The organism is Pseudomonas japonica, assembly GCF_900188455.1.
Taxonomy (GTDB): Bacteria; Pseudomonadota; Gammaproteobacteria; order Pseudomonadales; family Pseudomonadaceae; genus Aquipseudomonas; species Aquipseudomonas japonica.
The window spans coordinates 147,333-164,768 of the sequence record NZ_FZOL01000009.1; the positions used below are offsets into that span (position 1 = coordinate 147,333).

The window sequence follows — 17,436 nt, forward strand, 5'->3', positions numbered from 1 at the left end:
ATTTGACCCATGTTCAAATATATTGGCGACATCGTTAAGGGCACCGGCACCCAGCTGCGCAGCCTGGTGATGGTGTTCTCCCACGGGTTCCGCAAGCGCGACACCCTGCAATACCCGGAAGAGCCGGTCTACCTGCCGCCACGCTACCGTGGCCGCATCGTGCTGACCCGCGACCCCGATGGCGAAGAGCGCTGCGTAGCGTGCAACCTGTGTGCCGTGGCCTGCCCGGTGGGTTGCATCTCGCTGCAGAAAGCCGAGACCGATGACGGACGCTGGTACCCCGAGTTCTTCCGCATCAACTTCTCGCGCTGCATTTTCTGCGGCCTCTGCGAGGAAGCCTGCCCGACCACCGCGATCCAGCTCACCCCGGATTTCGAAATGGCCGAGTTCAAACGTCAGGACCTGGTGTACGAGAAAGAAGATCTGCTGATCTCCGGCCCCGGCAAGAATCCCGACTACAACTTCTACCGTGTTGCAGGTATGGCCGTTGCCGGCAAGCCGAAAGGCGCCGCGCAGAACGAAGCCGAGCCGATCAACGTGAAGAGCTTGCTCCCTTAAGGAAGAAAGATGGAATTCGCTTTCTATTTCGCATCCGGTGTCGCTGTGGTGTCCACCCTTCGGGTGATCACCAACACCAACCCCGTGCACGCCCTGCTCTACCTGATCATTTCCCTGATCTCCGTGGCGATGACCTTCTTCGCCCTCGGCGCACCCTTCGCCGGGGCCCTGGAAGTGATCGCCTACGCCGGCGCCATCATGGTGCTGTTCGTCTTCGTGGTGATGATGCTCAACCTGGGGCCGGCCTCGGTCGCCCAGGAACGTGGCTGGCTGACCCCGGGCATCTGGGCGGGACCGGTGTTCCTCGCCGCCCTGCTCCTGCTCGAACTGCTCTACGTACTGTTCGTCACCCCGAGCGGCGCGGCCATCGGCCACACCACCGTAGACGCCAAGGCGGTCGGTATCAGCCTGTTCGGTCCGTACCTGCTGGTAGTCGAACTGGCCTCCATGCTGCTGCTCGCCGCGGCAGTCACGGCCTTCCACGTCGGCCGCAACGAGGCGAAGGAGTAATCACATGCCCGCAATTCCTCTCGAACACGGTCTGGCCGTCGCCGGCATCCTGTTCTGCCTCGGTCTGGTCGGCCTGATGGTCCGCCGCAACATTCTCTTCGTGCTGATGAGTCTGGAAATCATGATGAACGCCTCGGCACTCGCGTTCATCGTCGCTGGCGCCCGCTGGGCGCAGCCGGATGGGCAGATCATGTTCATCCTGGTGATCAGCCTGGCAGCCGCCGAGGCCAGTATCGGCCTGGCGATCCTGCTGCAGCTGTATCGCCGCTTCCACACTCTCGATATCGATGCAGCCAGTGAGATGCGCGGATGAACCTTCTCTTCCTGACTTTCGTATTCCCCCTGATCGGCTTCCTGCTGCTGTCGTTCTCCCGCGGTCGTTTCTCGGAGAACCTGTCGGCGCTGATCGGTGTCGGCTCGGTCGGTCTGTCGGCCATCGTCGCTGCCTGGGTGATCTGGCAGTTCAACGTCGCGCCGCCGGAAAACGGCGTGTACACCCAACTGCTGTGGCAGTGGATGTCGGTCGACGGCTTCGCCCCCAGCTTCACCCTGCACCTGGATGGCCTGTCGGTCACCATGCTCGGTGTGGTGGTCGGCGTCGGCTTCCTGATCCACCTGTTCGCCTCCTGGTACATGCGTGGCGAAGCCGGCTACTCGCGCTTCTTCTCCTACACCAACCTGTTCATCGCCAGCATGTTGTTCCTGATCCTGGGCGACAACCTGCTGTTCATCTACTTCGGTTGGGAAGGCGTGGGCCTGTGCTCGTACCTGTTGATCGGTTTCTACTACAGCAACCGCAACAACGGTAACGCGGCACTGAAAGCGTTCATCGTCACCCGTATCGGCGACGTGTTCATGGCCATCGGCCTGTTCATCCTGTTCCAGCAGCTCGGCACCCTGAACATCCAGGAACTGCTGGTGCTGGCCCCGCAGAAGTTCCAGGCGGGCGATACCTGGATGGTCCTGGCGACCCTGATGCTGCTCGGTGGCGCGGTCGGTAAATCCGCCCAGCTGCCGCTGCAGACCTGGCTGGCCGACGCGATGGCCGGTCCTACCCCGGTTTCGGCACTGATCCACGCGGCGACCATGGTCACCGCGGGCGTCTACCTGATCGCCCGGACCCACGGCCTGTTCACCCTGGCCCCGGACGTGCTGCACCTGGTCGGCGTGGTCGGTGGTGTCACCCTGGTCCTGGCCGGCTTCGCCGCCCTGGTGCAGACCGACATCAAGCGTATCCTCGCCTACTCGACCATGAGCCAGATCGGCTACATGTTCCTCGCCCTCGGCGTCGGTGCCTGGGACGCGGCGATCTTCCACCTGATGACCCACGCCTTCTTCAAGGCCCTGCTGTTCCTTGCCTCCGGTGCGGTGATCGTCGCCTGCCACCACGAGCAGAACATCTTCAAGATGGGCGGCCTGTGGAAGAAACTGCCGCTGGCCTACGCCAGCTTCGTGGTGGGTGGTTCGGCCCTGGCCGCGCTGCCGCTGATCACCGTCGGTTTCTACTCCAAGGACGAGATCCTCTGGGAAGCCTTCGCCAGCGGCAATACCGGTCTGCTCTACGCCGGCCTGGTCGGTGCCTTCATGACCTCGCTGTACACCTTCCGCCTGATCTTCATCGCCTTCCACGGCGAAGCCAAGACCGAAGCCCATGCTGGCCACGGTATCTCCCACTGGCTGCCGCTGGGCGTGCTGATCGTCCTGTCGACCTTCGTCGGCGCCTGGATCCACCCACCGCTGGCTGGCGTACTGCCGGAAAGCGCGGGTCATGCCGGCGGCGAAGCCAAGCACAGCCTGGAAATCGCCTCGGGCGCCATCGCCATCGCCGGTATCCTGCTGTCGGCGGTGCTGTTCCTCGGCAAGCGTCGTTTCGTCACCGCGGTGGCCAACAGCGGCATCGGTCGCCTCCTCTCGGCCTGGTGGTTCGCCGCCTGGGGCTTCGACTGGATCTACGACAAGCTGTTCGTCAAGCCTTACCTGCTGATCAGCCACATCCTGCGTCGCGACCCGGTCGACCGCACCATTGGCCTGATTCCGCGCATGGCCCGTGGCGGACACGCCGCCATGAGCAAGACCGAAACCGGTCAGCTGCGCTGGTACACCGCTTCGATCGCCGTGGGTGCCGTGCTCGTGCTCGGCGCCGTTTTGATGGCTGCGGTCTGATATGAACCTTGCGACTTTGCGAAAGGAATTGAGCCCGTCATGATTTTGCCTTGGCTGATCCTGATCCCCTTCATCGGCGGCCTGCTGTGCTGGCTGGGTGAGCGCTTCGGCGCCACCCTGCCGCGCTGGATCGCGCTGCTGACCATGTCCCTGCTGCTCGGTATCGGCCTCTGGCTGTGGGCACACGGTGACTACACCCTCGCCCCCGCTCCTGGCGCCGCGCCGCAGTGGGCGGTCGAGTTCAAGGTCCTCTGGATCGAGCGCTTCGGCATCAGCCTGCACCTGGCCCTCGACGGCCTGTCGCTGCTGATGATCCTGCTCACCGGCCTGCTCGGTGTGCTGTCCGTGCTCTGCTCGTGGAAAGAGATCCAGCGCCACGTCGGCTTCTTCCACCTCAACCTGATGTGGATCCTCGGCGGCGTGGTTGGTGTGTTCCTCGCCCTCGACCTGTTCCTGTTCTTCTTCTTCTGGGAAATGATGCTGGTGCCGATGTATTTCCTCATCGCGCTCTGGGGTCACAGCTCCTCCGACGGCAAGAAGACCCGGATCTACGCGGCGACCAAGTTCTTCATCTTCACCCAGGCCAGCGGCCTGATCATGCTGGTGGCGATCCTCGGTCTGGTGCTGGTCAACTTCAACAACACCGGTGTGATCACCTTCGACTACACCCAGTTGCTGAAGGCCGAACTGCCGGCCGGTACCGAATACCTGCTGATGCTCGGCTTCTTCATCGCCTTCGCGGTCAAGCTGCCGGTGGTGCCGTTCCACTCCTGGCTGCCTGACGCTCACGCCCAGGCGCCGACCGCCGGTTCCGTCGACCTCGCCGGTATCCTGCTGAAGACCGCGGCCTACGGCCTGCTGCGCTTCGCCCTGCCGCTGTTCCCCAACGCGTCGGCGGAGTTCGCGCCGATCGCCATGACCCTGGGCCTGATCGGGATCTTCTACGGTGCCTTCCTGGCCTTCGCACAGAGCGACATCAAGCGCCTGATCGCGTTCTCCAGCGTGTCGCACATGGGCTTCGTCCTGATCGGCATCTACTCCGGCAGCCAGCAGGCCCTGCAAGGCGCGGTGATCCAGATGCTCGCCCACGGTCTGTCGGCAGCGGCGCTCTTCATCCTCAGCGGCCAGCTGTACGAGCGCCTGCACACCCGTGACATGCGCCAGATGGGTGGCCTGTGGCACCGCATCGCCTACCTGCCGGCCATCAGCCTGTTCTTCGCCGCGGCGTCCCTCGGCCTGCCGGGCACCGGCAACTTCGTCGGCGAATTCCTGATCCTGATCGGCAGCTTCGTCAGTGCCCCATGGGTCACCGTCATTGCCACCTCCGGCCTGGTATTCGGTTCGGTCTACTCGCTGATCATGATTCACCGCGCCTACTTCGGCCCGGCGAAATCGGAAGAAGTCCTGGCCGGCATGGATACCCGCGAAATGATCATGGTGCTGGGCCTCGCGGTCCTGCTGATCGTTCTGGGCGTCTACCCGCAGCCGTTCCTCGACACTTCCGCCGCCACCATGAGCGGTGTGCAGCAGTGGCTCGGCTCCGCTTTCACTCAACTCGCTTCGGCCCGGTAAGAGCGCTATGGACCTGACGATTCAACACTTTATCGCGCTTGCGCCGCTGCTGATCACCACCATCACCGTCATCGTGGTGATGCTGGCGATCGCCTGGCGCCGCAACCACTCGCAAACCTTCCTGCTGTCGACCGTGGGCCTCAACCTGGCCCTGCTGTCGATCCTGCCGGTCCTGAAAATCGTGCCCCTGGCGGTCACCCCGCTGCTGACCATCGACAAGTTCGCCTGCCTGTACATGGCGCTGATCCTGGTCGCCACCCTGGCCTGCGTCACCCTCGCCCATGCCTACCTGGGTGATGGCGGCTCGGGCTACCCGGGCAACCGCGAAGAGCTGTACCTGCTGATCCTGATGGCCGCCCTCGGCGGTCTGGTCCTGGTCTGCGCACAGCACCTGGCGGGCCTGTTCATCGGTCTGGAACTGCTCTCGGTGCCGGTCTACGGCCTGGTCGCCTATGCCTTCTTCAACAAGCGCTCGCTGGAAGCCGGCATCAAGTACATGGTCCTGTCGGCCGCCGGTTCCGCGTTCCTGCTGTTCGGCATGGCCCTGCTCTACGCCGACGCCGGCAGCCTGGCCTTCGACGCCATCGGCAAGGCCCTGGCCACGACCAGCATGCCTAGCCTGATGGCCCAGCTGGGCCTGGGCATGATGCTGGTCGGCCTGGCGTTCAAGCTGTCGCTGGTACCGTTCCACCTGTGGACGCCGGACGTCTACGAAGGTGCTCCGGCACCGGTCGCGGCCTTCCTCGCCACCGCGAGCAAGGTGGCGGTGTTCGCCGTCGTCGTGCGCCTGTTCATGCTCTCCCCTGCCGCCAGCAGTGGCGTGCTGACCACCGTGCTGTCGGTGATCGCCGTCGCCTCGATCCTGGTCGGCAACCTGCTGGCGCTGACCCAGAGCAACCTCAAGCGTCTGCTCGGTTACTCGTCGATCGCCCACTTCGGCTACCTGCTGATCGCCCTGGTGGCGAGCAAGGGTCTGGCCCTGGAAGCCATCGGCGTGTACCTGGTCACCTACGTGATCACCAGCCTGGGCGCCTTCGGTGTGATCACCCTGATGTCCTCGCCGTACAACGGTCGCGATGCCGACGCCCTGTACGAGTACCGCGGCCTGTTCTGGCGCCGTCCGTACCTGACCGCGGTGCTGACCGTGATGATGCTGTCGCTGGCGGGTATCCCGCTGACCGCCGGCTTCATCGGCAAGTTCTACATCATCGCCACGGGTGTCGAGTCGCAGTTGTGGTGGCTGACCGGTGCGCTGGTCGTGGGTAGCGCCATCGGCGTGTTCTACTACCTGCGCGTCATGGTCACCCTGTACCTGATCGAGCCGAACCTGCGTCGTCACGATGCACCGTTCAACTGGGAACAGCGCACCGGCGGCGTCATGCTGCTGGCCATCGCCATCCTGGCCTTCGTCCTCGGCGTCTACCCGCAGCCGCTGCTGGACATGGTGCAACATGCCGGTCTGCAACTGATCGGCTGAGCCACCCCGGAAAAACAGACACCCCGCTTCGGCGGGGTGTTTTTTTTCCAGCGCATTGGCGCGCCCTCCCTGGTCTCCAGCGCTCGCCGGATCAGCGTCCCTCTGACCGCTCCCAGCACTACCCGAGCGCAAGCCCCTCCTGCACCGAGGGCAATGCGGCCCGCCGCAATTCATTGTCGGCACGCGGCAGATGCACGTCCGGATTGGGCATACCGCTGGGGGACAGTTCGTGAGTCATCTCGAACTCGGCCCGCACCGACCAGCCGCAGGCCTCCGTGGTGCATTGCAGATAAGCCACCCGCAGAAAGATGTGCCGCCCCTCGCTGGTACGTATGCGCATGCGGCTTTTGCAGTGCGGGCATACAAGCTTGTAAGTACTCACTGTGGCCTCCCTGGTGCCGCATGAACCGGCGCCAGTTCGACTCGGAAACAGCGCACAGTGCTGCTATGACGGTAATTCATTCTTATTCCAATCTCCTGTAAGCTCGATACAAGCAACGGAAATTTCCTATACAAAACACGGAAATTGCCGACATTTAATTTCCCCATACGAGTAGTGCTCGATGTTGCAAAGAGAGACAATGCGATTTGCATACTTTTTTGCCGAACATTATATCAGCACCCCAGAGGATTACTCGTTATGAGTATTAATGGATTTGCTGCGGTGCTTGCCAGGATGAAGCTCGTCACCCAGTCGGCCACCGACTCCAGCCTGTCATCGGCATTGGGTGTAAGTCCTCAGACAGTCAGCAGCTGGAAAGGTCGCGACAGCATTCCTTATGCAATATGCGTAGACCTCGCGGAGAAGCACGGCGTCTCCCTGGACTGGCTGCTGGTGGGCGAGGGTCCGAAGTTTCGCGCCCATGCCCAGCGCGCGCTCTCTCCGGCAAGCGACCCCGACTGGGAAGCGCAACTGCTCGCCCAGGTGCGCCTGCTCAGCCCCCAGGATCAACGCGCCATTGCCCTCGTCGTCCAGGAAAAGCAGCGCATTCGCGAGCTCGAACAGCAGGTCGAAGCGATCTCCAGCCTGCTGCCGCAACTCAATAAGTGAGTCGACTCAGGATCCGCTGCGCAAGCGCTGGACGATATCCCGCAGGGACGCGCCATCCAGCCAGATCATCACCTTGATGACGATCGGGATGACCACCACCGCACCGATGAACGCCGCCTCTCCTCCCGAGAGAAACGGACCGATCGAACGCATCAACGGCGTGAACAGATAGCCGACACCCGCCGACAGCAGTAGCGAACCGATGCGTTGCCAGGCCTTGAGAAAGCCTCGCGTACTGGCCACCAGCCACGCCCCCAGCACCGAACCGAATAGCACGTCGCCCTCCACCGAAGGGAGCGCCGCGGCAAGCCCGAGCCCGACGAAAAGGCTGGAAAGGGTCGAAGACGTTGGATCATGCATGGAACAGCCCCCCGGCATCAGGACCGCCCGATTCGACGGGCCAGCAGGCCATAGCGAAGCGCCTTGATCACTGCCTCCACCCGGGAATGCACGGAAAGCTTGCGCAGCACGTTGCCGACATGAAAGTTCACGGTCGACTCCTTGCAGGCGATGATCTGCGATATTTCCCACGAGGTCTTTCCACAGGAACACCAATACAGCACCTCTTCTTCACGAGGCGTCAGGGTCGGCGGGTCCATGACGAGCAGCGGCGCGGCTGCGGTGGCGTTGCGTGGCATGGTGGTTATCTCCGTATGCGCTGCCCGGAGAATTCCCGGGCCGGTTGACGATGGGCGAACGATACGGAGGCCATCGCGAGTCAGACCAGTCGTACAACTTGTGGCTAATGAGGCTACAAATCAGGGGAATAAAGTCCTCCATCAACAACGGAAGAAAAGGGTGATTTCACAGCCCTTTCGTTCGTCTGACTCCACATTGCCCGCCAGAAAAATCAGTTGGAGCTGTACGATGCCGTCACCGCTGTCCCTGCACTCTTCCCTGTGCCTGCTTGGCCTGGCCCTGACCGGCGCCAGCAGCGCCCAGGCCGCGGATACCGTCGAACTCAACCAGGTGTTGATCCAGGGGCAACAGCAGGACGACCTGCAGGCAGCCCGGGAGCGCCTGCGGGAAGTACCCGGGGCCAGCAACCTGGTGGATATGCAGCGCGTCGGGCAGGGCCGGGTCGCCAGCAACCAGGATGTACTGGCCTATCAGCCGGGTGTATTCGCCCAGTCCGCCGGCAACGATGGTGTTCGCCTGTCGATTCGTGGTTCCGGCATCAACCGCGCCCCGGGCGCCCACGGTTCGGGCACCTACGTGATGTTCGACGGCCTGCCGCTGACCGGCCCGGGCGGCACGCCCTACGAACTGTTCGAACCGCTGTGGCTGAGCCGCGCCGAGGTGCTGCGCGGGGCCAATGGCTTCGATCGCGGCGCCCTGGCCCTGGGCGGCGCGATCGACTACGTGACGCACACCGGCCATGATGCCGCGCCCCTGCAACTGCGCTACGAAGTCGGCAGCCGCGGCTACCAGAAGCGCCATATCAGCTCCGGCCAGGTGCTGGGTGACCTGGACTACTACGTGGCGCTGACCGACAGCGAGTACGACGGCTATCAGAAGCACAGCAGCGGCAGCGGCAAAGGTGTCGCGGCGAATGTCGGCTACCGCTTCAACCCGAACCTGGAAACCCGCTTCTACCTGCGCTACCGGGAGACCGACAACGACCTGGCGGGACGTCTGACCAAGGACCAGATCGAGCATCACCCACGGGCGGCCAATCCCGGTTACTACAGCCGCAACGACAGCCGCCCGCAGCCCGGCAGCACCTGGCTGGCGAACAAGACCACCTTCTACCTCGACGACGATTCGCAACTGGTGGCCGGACTGGTCTATCACGACTATCCGATGGATCTGCGCGAAGGCCCGATGCGTCTGAAGGTGGCCTACACCGACGTCAGTGGCACGCTCGATTACCAACGCCGCCACACCCTGTTCGGTCACGAGAGCAAGACCACCGTCGGCTGGCGTACCACCAAGCACCTGCCCAACAGCGGTGCGTCGCAGTATTCGCGGGTGAACGATATCGTCAGGGCGAAAACCCGCGACTTCACCTACCAGGGTTCGGACACCGTCCTGCATATCGGCAACGAACTGGAACTGGTTCCGGACCTGTGGCTGACCAGCGGCCTGGCGGCGATCTATACCCGCCGGGAAAGCGCCGTGACCTACCCGGCCTCCGGCGGCAAGGTCAGCCTCAACGACTGGGACTACGCGCCACGCCTGGGCCTGCGCTACGACCTCAGCCCGGCGCTGCAGCTGTACGGCAACCTCAGCCGCTCGGTGGAGCCGCCGCACCCGTGGTCACTGATCTGGAGCGCGCCGACCCAGACCCAGCCGATCGAACTGAAGAACCAGAGCGCCACCACCCTCGAACTGGGTGCCCGCGGCGACTCCGAGCTCGGCCGCTGGGACCTGGCCTGGTACTACTCGGCCGTGCGTCACGAACTGCTGCAGGTGGAGATCCAGGCGCCATTCCGCAGCGAGGTCAACGCCAGCCCGACCGTGCACCAGGGCATCGAGGCCGGGCTCGACAGCACCCTGTGGGAACGCGCCGCCGTCGGTCGCCTGTCGCTGCGCCAGGCCTACACCTTCAACGACTTCCACTACCGCGACGACAAGGTGTTCGGCGACAACCGCCTGCCGGGCATCCCGATGCACTACTACCAGGGCGAGCTGCGCTTCGACCTGCCCAGCGGTTTCTATGCCGGGCTCAATACCACCATGGCCTCGAAGATGCAGATCGACTATGCGAACAGCTACGAGGCCGACGCCTACGCCATCCTCGGCGCCACCTTCGGCTACAACGCGCCGAAGCAGGACTGGCAGACCTGGCTCGACCTGCGCAACCTGACCAACAAGCGTTATGCGGCCATCGTCGTGCCGGGGTACAACGACAATGGCGCGGATGTCGCGCGCTCGGTGCCGGGGGAAGGGTTCGGGGTGTATGCGGGGGTTTCGTATACCTTCCGCTGAAGATCACGTTCGCAGGGGCTGGCCTGCCTGTAGGAGCGTGGCTTGCCCGCGAAAGGACCGCACAGCGGTCCCACGATCTCATGGCCGCCACCCTTTTGGGACCGCGTTGCGGTCCTTTCGCGGCGGTTCGGCGCCCCGACAAGCCACGCTCCTACGAGGCCTGTACCGTCGAATCAAGGCGGCAACTGCACCTGCGGCCGCGTGCTGGTGAAAATCCCCCAGCTGGAGACGAACAACGCCGCGATCAACGGCCCGATGACGAAACCATTGAGCCCGAACACCGCCAGCCCGCCCAGGGTCGAGACCAGAATCAGATAATCCGGCAGGCGCGTGTCCTTGCCCACCAGCAACGGCCGCAGCAGGTTGTCCACCAGGCCGATCACGCAGACGCCGAACGCCGTCAGGACCACGCCCTGCCACACCGCGCCGCTGAACAGGAAGTACACCGCCACTGGCCCCCAGACGATGCCCGCGCCCACCGCCGGCAGCAGCGACAGGAACGCCATCAGTACCGCCCACAACAGTGCGCTCGGCACATCCAGCACCCAGAAGATCAGGCCGCCCAGCGCCCCCTGGGCGATCGCCACCAGCAGGTTGCCCTTGACCGTCGCGCGTACCACGCGGTTGAACTTCAATTGCAGCCGGCGCTTCTGCTGCTCGGCCAGCGGTACCGCCTGGCGGATCCTGCGGACCAGTTCGGCGCCATCGCGCAGAAAGAAGAACAGCAGGTAGAGCATCACGCCGAGACTCACCAGCAGCTCGAAGGTGCTCTGGCCGAAGCTGTAGGCCTGGCTGGCAAGAAACTGGCTGCCCTCCACCGCGCCCTTGGTCACCTTGTCGCGCAGCCCCTCCAGGTCACCGATGCCCATGCGCTCCAGACCGTGCTGGAGCACTGCCGGCAGCACATCCTTGAAGCGCTCGACATACCCCGCGACATCCAGCTCACCGCTTTCGATGCGCTTGTAGATCAGGCTGCCTTCCTGGACCAGCAGCCCACTGACGACGATCACCGGCAGCACCGCGATCAGCAGGCAGGCCAGCAGGCTCAGGCCGGCCGCCAGATTGCGCCGCTGGCCCAGACGCAGCAGCAGGCGCCGCTGCATCGGCGCGAAGAGAATGCCGAGGATCACCGCCCAGAACACCGCGCCGTAGTACGGCAGGAGGATCCAGATGAACGCCAGGGTCACCAGGACCAGCAAGCCGACCAGGGTCTTTTTCTGCAATGCCGTTTCGTTCATGTCCGCTCCTTAGCACTCTGACCTTTAGTGCGCGGCGCAACGAAGAAAGTGCCATTGCCACAGATCAATAAATCGCTCGCGGCGGCGGCGTAGCATCCTCGCCTTTTGCCCCGACCCGATCATGACCGACCTGACCAAGCCCGAACTGCTCGCCCCCGCCGGCACCCTGAAGAACATGCGCTACGCCTTCGCCTATGGCGCCGACGCGGTCTACGCCGGCCAGCCGCGCTACAGCCTGCGGGTGCGCAACAACGAGTTCGACCACGCCAACCTGGCCCTCGGCATCAAGGAGGCGCAGGCCCAGGGCAAACGCTTCTACGTGGTGGTCAACATCGCCCCGCACAACGCCAAGCTGAAGACCTTCCTCAAGGACCTCGAACCGGTGATCGCCATGGCCCCGGACGCGCTGATCATGTCCGATCCGGGGCTGATCATGCTGGTCCGCCAGCACTTCCCGCGGATGCCGATCCACCTCTCGGTGCAAGCCAATACGGTGAACTGGGCCAGCGTGGCGTTCTGGCAGAGCCTCGGCCTGACCCGGGTGATCCTGTCACGGGAACTGTCCCTGGAGGAGATCGAGGAGATCCACCAGCAGGTGCCGGAAATGGAGCTGGAAGTCTTCGTCCACGGCGCCCTGTGCATGGCCTATTCCGGGCGCTGCCTGCTGTCCGGCTACCTCAACCGGCGTGACGCCAACCAGGGCAGTTGCACCAATGCCTGCCGCTGGAAATACAGCGCCAGCGAGGCGACCGAGAACGAGACCGGCGATATCGTCCGCCAGGTCGAGCCGACCCTCGGCCTCGGCGCCCCGACCGAGCAGGTCTTCCTGCTCCAGGAAAGCAACCGTCCGGACGAGGACATGCCGGCCTTCGAGGACGAACACGGCACCTACATCATGAACGCCAAGGACCTGCGCGCGGTGCAGCACGTCGAGCGCCTGACCCGCATGGGCGTGCATTCGCTGAAGATCGAGGGGCGCACCAAGTCGCACTTCTACTGCGCGCGCACCACCCAGGTCTACCGCCAGGCCATCGACGACGCCGTGGCCGGTCGCGCGTTCGACCGGGGGCTGATGCTCGATCTCGAATCCCTGGCCCAGCGTGGCTACACCGAAGGCTTCCTGCGCCGCCATGTGCATGACGAGTACCAGAACTACCAGCGCGGCAACTCGGTGTCGGAGCGCCAGCAGTTTGTCGGTGAACTGACCGGGGCGCGGGTCGACGGGCTGGCGGAAGTCCAGGTGAAGAACCGCTTCGCGGTCGGCGACCACCTGGAACTGATGACGCCGGGCGGCAATTTCCATTTCGACCTGGAGCAACTGCGTGACCGTCAGGGCAAGCCGTTGCAGGTCGCCCCCGGTGACGGCCATGTGGTCTACCTGCCGGTACCGGAGCAGGCAGACCTGGCCTATGGCCTGCTGATGCGCGACGTCAGCGCCTAACCCCGCGGCGCGGCCGGCGCGGTTTGGCCCTGGGCGGCCATGCCGGCTTCGTCGCGCGCGCGGATCACCAGCGAGCGGTATTGCGGATCGGCCTTGATCTGCGCCTCGGTGAACGGCGTCGGGTACCACTGCTTGGCCGAGAAGGCGCGGGTCTGGTCGCTGCCATGGGGCGAAGCGGCCTCGCTGGACTGGGAGAACACCAGCAGGCCCTGGGCCTTGGGCCCCTGGTCATCGAAGGTCACCAGTTGCAGGTAACTGGTGCCGCTCACCACCAGGCGTTTGCCCGGCGCCACCTCGACACTCTGGATGGCGTTGTACACCCCGAGATCGGCCGGACCACCAGGGATCGGCGTGCCATCGGCGGCCTGCTGGATCTGGCCCCACTGGCGCTGGCCGTCGAGCCCGGCGGCACTGGCCGCGGCCGCGGAAGCGCGCACCGCGTCGCCCAGTGCGGTCGCCACCTCGGCACGCTCATAGGCCAGCCCGCGCGGGGTGTACCAGGGATCGTCCGGGTTGAACGCCACTCGCCAGAAATCGCCCTTCTCGCGCAAGGCCTCGACGATGGACTGGAAGTGCACCAGGCCCAGGCCGCTGTCGAGGTTGGCGCGGCCATCCCAGCTGGCCAGCGCGGTGCAGACATCCTTGAGCGTGGCATCGGCGCCGGTCCCGGCGCACCACTTGAGCAGATCCGGCAGCAACACGTCAGCGAGGTAGACCCGGTCGTCCGTGACCATGCGTTTCAGGTCCTCGGCGTCGAGCTTGCCGGGCTGTTCCAGACGGGTCAGGGCGAACCGGGTGCGCGGACCGAGGGGCAGATGGTCACGGCTGATCACCGGGGAGAACCCGCTCAGCGGCTGCGCCGGATTGACCAGCCAGGCCGTGTCGTTGGAATGCTGGACGAAGTCCGCGCGACTCAATTGCGGCTGCATCTGCGCCGGGAAGATCCCCGGCTGCGCGGCGCGCGGATCGACCTTCCAGTCGCATTCGCCGCGCGAGCCGTCGAGGACGATCAGTTCCTGCCCGGCCTTGGGATCGCTGCAGCGACCCAGCAGGTCGGCATCGACATAGGGCACCACCGACTGGTTCAGATACAGGGTCTGGCCGCTGGCGTCGGTGGCCAGGGTGTTGACCCAGGGGATCCCCTGCAGCCGCTGCACCGAAGCCTGCAATGCGGCCAGGCTGTCGGCCTGGTTGAGCGCATGCCACTGCTGCAGGACGCGGGTGTTGTCGAGGTTGGCGTCACGCAGGCTGAAGGCGACCTGCGGCGTCCAGTCCAGGCGCCCCGGCCACTGCACCAGCGGACCGAAACGGCTGCTGTACAGCTCGCGACTGACTTCGCGCAGTTGCCCGTCCTCGCCCTTGACCGTGACCGTCACCTGCTGCCGCTGCAGCGGCAGCGACTGGCCGTCGAACAGGTAGCGGGTCGGATCCCGCGGATCCAGTTGCAGGCGATGCAGGGTGAAATGCCGCGAGGCATCCACCGTGTGGGTCCAGGCCAGATGACGGTTGAAGCCGATGTTGATCAGCGGCAGCCCAGGCAAAGCCGCGCCCATCACATCCAATTGGCCGGGAATGGTCAGGTGCATCTGGTAGAAACGCATGCCACCGCTCCACGGGAAATGTGGATTGGCCAGCAGCATGCCGCGGCCCGTGGCCGAGCGCTCGCGTCCCAGTGCCACGGCATTGCTGCCGCGCTCCAGGGCGAAACGCTGCTGGCGCTCCAGGGCGACACGGAAATCCTGCGTGCCGTGCTGCGCGGCGACATTGGGCGGCGTGGCGCCCACCACGGCTTCGGCGAACTGGCCGACGCCCCCCTCCACCAGCAACCGCCGCGTCAGCTTGACCAGATCGAAGGCGGTGATCGGCCGCAGCCATTCGGCCTGCCGGCACTCGGCGGGCAGGCCCTGCCCGCGGCGCTCGGCCAGGGCGCGGTTGAAGCCCTGGGCATAGCCTTCCAGCGATGCCTGGATCGGCGCCGGCTGCGCCTGCCAGAACGCCGACACCGCCTGCGGCGTGTTCAACCAGGTGAAGAACAGGTCGCTGGCGAGGTTTTCCCGCTGTTCCAGGGTGCGCTGTTCGGGGCCGAGGTAACGCGAGCGCTGGCCATTGACCGTGAGCACTTCATTGGCCAGCAGGCACAGGTTGTCCTGGCCGTAGGCATAGCCGATGCCATAGCCGATACCGCGGTCGTCGCTGGCGAGGATATGGGGCACGCCGAACGTCGTGCGACGGATCTCGGCGGAAGTTTCACCCGGGTTTTCCCGGGCCTGGGCGGCAAGGCCGAGGCCGGCGAGCAGCACGGCCAGGCAGAGTCTGGAGAAGGGAGGATTGATGATCACGCGAACTCCGGCCGGATCAGGATGTTGGGGGCATCCTGAAAGAACGAAGTCCAGATGAAAAATTTACGGTAAAGGCGCTGCTGCTTCGTTACATCAAGGAACGCGGAATTTTTTTCCGCGAACGTTGCAGATTTGTCGCTTTCATTCGTCTTATAGATTGGGAGCGTCATTTGAACGCAGGACAGATCGGCTCTGAAAAGGGAGTTTTACCCATGTACAACCCGCAACAGCAACCCGCGCAGGTACTGCGCTACAGACGCAAGGTGAACACCGCATTGCAGGTCAAGAGCGAGATCGCGGAGACCGAGGAACGCGGCGGCAACGAGCAGATCCGCGAACTGCTGCGGGTCTTCGGCCTGCGCACCAGCCTGATCCGCCTCAAGGTCATCGACGCCTTGCACATGGCCGATCGCGAGGGTCGCAGCATCGGCGTGCGCGGCATTCACAGCCAACTGGAAAAACTGGATATCCCGCTGTCGTTCCTGAGCGTGCGCGAGGTGCTCAAGCGCCTGTGCGTCGAAGGCGTGATCAGCATGGGCAGCGACAAGTGCTACAGCCTCAACCCCCAGGCCCGCGCGGTCCTGGAACAGCCCCTGGCACGTTGAGCGACCGGCCGGCAAGCGCCGGCCGCCCTGCTTCGCCCGCGATCAGGGTTTGACCTTGCGGCGCAGAATGCCATTGATGACCACGAACACCACCGCCAGCCCCATGGCGATGTACTGGAACATCTGCTCGGTGAGCACGCCCTGCTTCACCAGCCAGGACAGGCCCAGCATGGCGGCCAGCAGGACCAGGGTCATCAGGATGGAATATTTCAGGCGTTGCCGTTGAGTCATTGAGAAATCCTTGCGACAGCTGTGGTGACGGCCGGTGAATGGCCGGGCGCCATGATACATCGCTACCGCTGCCGGAGCATGCTTTCCCGGTTTTTTCCTCGGTCGACAACTGAAAACATCCGGGACTCCGGGCCTACGCCCCTCCTGCGAGTCGACCCTCCCATGCCCATCCGCACCCTGCTCGGCAGCCTCGCGCTGTCCACCAGTCTTCACGCCCACGCGCTCAGCACCGAAAGCCTGACTGAACCCGATCTCCTGGCCCTGGCCAGCACCCTGGCGCAGAGCGCTGGCAGCAGCCAGTGGCAGCAGCTCTGGCAGCGCAGTCGCAGTGCCGGCCACCTCAGCCCCGGCAACGTCGCGCACTTCACCCTCGGCCAGCAACAGATCGCCCAGCTGACCCTGGCCACCCTGGACAAGCCCCAGTCCGCCCGGGCCGAGAGTGGCACCCGTGCCCGCTATCGGCGCGATTTCCAGCCACTGGTACTGGGCAGCGACAACGGCAAGCCACTGACCGCCCTGTGCCTCTGGGTCGACTGGCGCACCCTGCCGGAACGGGTCAGTGGCTCACCAACGTCCTGGATGGGCCAGGTCAGCCTGCTGGTCAGCAAACCTTGCCCTTGAGTCAACCTTGGCGAAGCAGATGCAGTCCTCTTGTGAGGGATCTCGAGAACACAAGGGCTGCTGGCCAAGACAGGGGGTCCTGCCTACCGTCAGCGACCATGAAACTTACAGTGCTTTGACTTCTGGGCTACCGCACCTGACCTGCTTGTCACCTAGCGACAGCAGTACGCCTGGTCGAGAATCGATCTCACGCCACTTGGCCGGCTCGGTGCTCACCCGCTTCTTGCCCGGCACGGATGCTCAGGCCTTGTGTGGCCCAAAGACAGCCCCCCACTGCTCACGCAAGAAAACAAGGAAGTCATCATGCAATCCTGCGACCTGAAGCGAATCGACATAGAGCAACTTCCGCAATCGCTGCAGATGCTCATCGACTGTATCGGCATCGAACATGCGTACCGTCTGACCCACATCTACGGCGGTCGCCCCAAATACATTCCCAAACATCGCGAACGCACCTCGCTGGCGGAAATCCTCCCGCCGGATGCGCTGGAAGCATTGATCAAGCGCTATGCCGGCATGGCCCTGGAAATTCCCAAGTGCGATCACTTCAACCGCCAGTTGCGCAACCAGCAGATCCAGGAGGAAAGTTCCAACGGTCTGTCGCGCAGCGTCCTGGCCAACAAGTACGGCCTGAGCCTGCGCCAGATCGGCAACATCCGCCGCCAGGAGGCGCACTCGCGCTGAACCATCAGTGACGGG

At 64.3% G+C, this 17,436-nt stretch carries 18 protein-coding genes; 12 read left to right on the forward strand and 6 right to left on the reverse strand.

Annotation, left to right across the window (positions count from 1 at the left end; genetic code table 11):
* Positions 1–9 precede the first annotated feature (9 nt).
* The 6 genes from nuoI to nuoN are packed head-to-tail and all read left to right on the forward strand — an operon-like array spanning position 10 to position 6,280.
* Positions 10–558, forward strand: a complete 549-nt coding sequence (gene nuoI, locus CHB99_RS13355) for an NADH-quinone oxidoreductase subunit NuoI (RefSeq protein ID WP_042125483.1) — start codon at positions 10–12, stop codon at positions 556–558.
* Between the two features lie 9 nt (positions 559–567).
* Entirely contained in the window at positions 568–1,068 is a 501-nt protein-coding gene (gene nuoJ, locus CHB99_RS13360) for an NADH-quinone oxidoreductase subunit J (RefSeq protein ID WP_042125485.1), read from the forward strand.
* Between the two features lie 4 nt (positions 1,069–1,072).
* Positions 1,073–1,381: an NADH-quinone oxidoreductase subunit NuoK gene (gene nuoK / locus CHB99_RS13365; protein ID WP_042125487.1), complete on the forward strand. Its 309-nt coding sequence runs from the start codon at positions 1,073–1,075 to the stop codon at positions 1,379–1,381.
* Complete coding sequence (nuoL, locus tag CHB99_RS13370; RefSeq protein ID WP_042125489.1) at positions 1,378–3,231, forward strand: NADH-quinone oxidoreductase subunit L; 1,854 nt, start codon at positions 1,378–1,380, stop codon at positions 3,229–3,231. Before nuoK ends, nuoL begins: the two co-directional genes overlap by 4 nt.
* A gap of 39 nt (positions 3,232–3,270) precedes the next feature.
* Complete coding sequence (gene nuoM / locus CHB99_RS13375) at positions 3,271–4,803, forward strand: NADH-quinone oxidoreductase subunit M (protein ID WP_042125491.1); 1,533 nt, start codon at positions 3,271–3,273, stop codon at positions 4,801–4,803.
* A gap of 7 nt (positions 4,804–4,810) precedes the next feature.
* Positions 4,811–6,280 carry an NADH-quinone oxidoreductase subunit NuoN gene (nuoN, locus tag CHB99_RS13380; protein ID WP_042125492.1) on the forward strand — a complete coding sequence of 490 codons (1,470 nt, stop codon included), beginning with the start codon at positions 4,811–4,813 and terminating at the stop codon, positions 6,278–6,280.
* Positions 6,281–6,398: 118 nt separating this feature from the next.
* Here the strand turns inward: nuoN and CHB99_RS13385 are convergent, their stop codons facing one another.
* Positions 6,399–6,662 (reverse strand): Ogr/Delta-like zinc finger protein, encoded by a 264-nt coding sequence (locus tag CHB99_RS13385; RefSeq protein WP_042125494.1) that lies wholly within the window; start codon positions 6,660–6,662, stop codon positions 6,399–6,401.
* Positions 6,663–6,920: 258 nt separating this feature from the next.
* On the opposite strand from CHB99_RS13385, the gene CHB99_RS13390 reads away from it, so the two are divergent.
* The gene (locus CHB99_RS13390) at positions 6,921–7,331 is read left to right on the forward strand and encodes a helix-turn-helix domain-containing protein (protein ID WP_042125497.1); all 411 of its coding nucleotides are present in this window, start codon (positions 6,921–6,923) and stop codon (positions 7,329–7,331) included.
* A 6-nt stretch (positions 7,332–7,337) separates the two neighbouring features.
* On the opposite strand, the gene CHB99_RS13395 is transcribed toward CHB99_RS13390, so the two are convergent.
* Both CHB99_RS13395 and CHB99_RS13400 read right to left on the reverse strand, forming a co-directional pair.
* The gene (locus CHB99_RS13395) at positions 7,338–7,709 is read right to left on the reverse strand and encodes a putative holin (RefSeq protein ID WP_428977842.1); all 372 of its coding nucleotides are present in this window, start codon (positions 7,707–7,709) and stop codon (positions 7,338–7,340) included.
* Entirely contained in the window at positions 7,709–7,969 is a 261-nt protein-coding gene (locus CHB99_RS13400; protein ID WP_042125499.1) for a helix-turn-helix domain-containing protein, read from the reverse strand. Before CHB99_RS13400 ends, CHB99_RS13395 begins: the two co-directional genes overlap by 1 nt.
* A 229-nt stretch (positions 7,970–8,198) precedes the next feature.
* Here CHB99_RS13400 and CHB99_RS13405 point away from each other — a divergent pair, with 229 nt between their 5' ends.
* A complete protein-coding gene (locus tag CHB99_RS13405; protein WP_084702744.1) occupies positions 8,199–10,262 on the forward strand; it encodes a TonB-dependent receptor family protein in 2,064 nt (687 codons plus the stop codon).
* A 173-nt stretch (positions 10,263–10,435) separates the two neighbouring features.
* Here CHB99_RS13405 and CHB99_RS13410 read toward each other — a convergent pair whose 3' ends face one another.
* Positions 10,436–11,500 (reverse strand): AI-2E family transporter, encoded by a 1,065-nt coding sequence (locus tag CHB99_RS13410; protein ID WP_042125501.1) that lies wholly within the window; start codon positions 11,498–11,500, stop codon positions 10,436–10,438.
* A 121-nt stretch (positions 11,501–11,621) separates the two neighbouring features.
* Between CHB99_RS13410 and trhP the strand changes: the two genes are divergently transcribed.
* Positions 11,622–12,941, forward strand: coding sequence for a prephenate-dependent tRNA uridine(34) hydroxylase TrhP (gene trhP / locus CHB99_RS13415; protein WP_042125502.1), 1,320 nt, complete (start codon positions 11,622–11,624; stop codon positions 12,939–12,941).
* On the opposite strand, the gene pvdQ is transcribed toward trhP, so the two are convergent.
* Positions 12,938–15,280: a bifunctional acylase PvdQ gene (gene pvdQ / locus CHB99_RS13420; RefSeq protein WP_084702746.1), complete on the reverse strand. Its 2,343-nt coding sequence runs from the start codon at positions 15,278–15,280 to the stop codon at positions 12,938–12,940. The genes trhP and pvdQ overlap by 4 nt on opposite strands.
* Positions 15,281–15,492: 212 nt before the next feature.
* Between pvdQ and CHB99_RS13425 the strand changes: the two genes are divergently transcribed.
* Positions 15,493–15,885 carry a fe2+ zn2+ uptake regulation protein gene (locus CHB99_RS13425; protein ID WP_042125505.1) on the forward strand — a complete coding sequence of 131 codons (393 nt, stop codon included), beginning with the start codon at positions 15,493–15,495 and terminating at the stop codon, positions 15,883–15,885.
* A 42-nt stretch (positions 15,886–15,927) separates the two neighbouring features.
* Here the strand turns inward: CHB99_RS13425 and CHB99_RS13430 are convergent, their stop codons facing one another.
* The gene (locus CHB99_RS13430) at positions 15,928–16,116 is read right to left on the reverse strand and encodes a hypothetical protein (RefSeq protein ID WP_042125508.1); all 189 of its coding nucleotides are present in this window, start codon (positions 16,114–16,116) and stop codon (positions 15,928–15,930) included.
* A gap of 162 nt (positions 16,117–16,278) precedes the next feature.
* On the opposite strand from CHB99_RS13430, the gene CHB99_RS13435 reads away from it, so the two are divergent.
* On the forward strand, positions 16,279–16,737 hold the full coding sequence (locus CHB99_RS13435) for a hypothetical protein (RefSeq protein WP_042125510.1): 459 nt from the start codon (positions 16,279–16,281) through the stop codon (positions 16,735–16,737).
* A gap of 303 nt (positions 16,738–17,040) precedes the next feature.
* A complete protein-coding gene (locus CHB99_RS13440; RefSeq protein WP_042125512.1) occupies positions 17,041–17,421 on the forward strand; it encodes a Mor transcription activator family protein in 381 nt (126 codons plus the stop codon).
* Positions 17,422–17,436 lie beyond the last annotated feature (15 nt).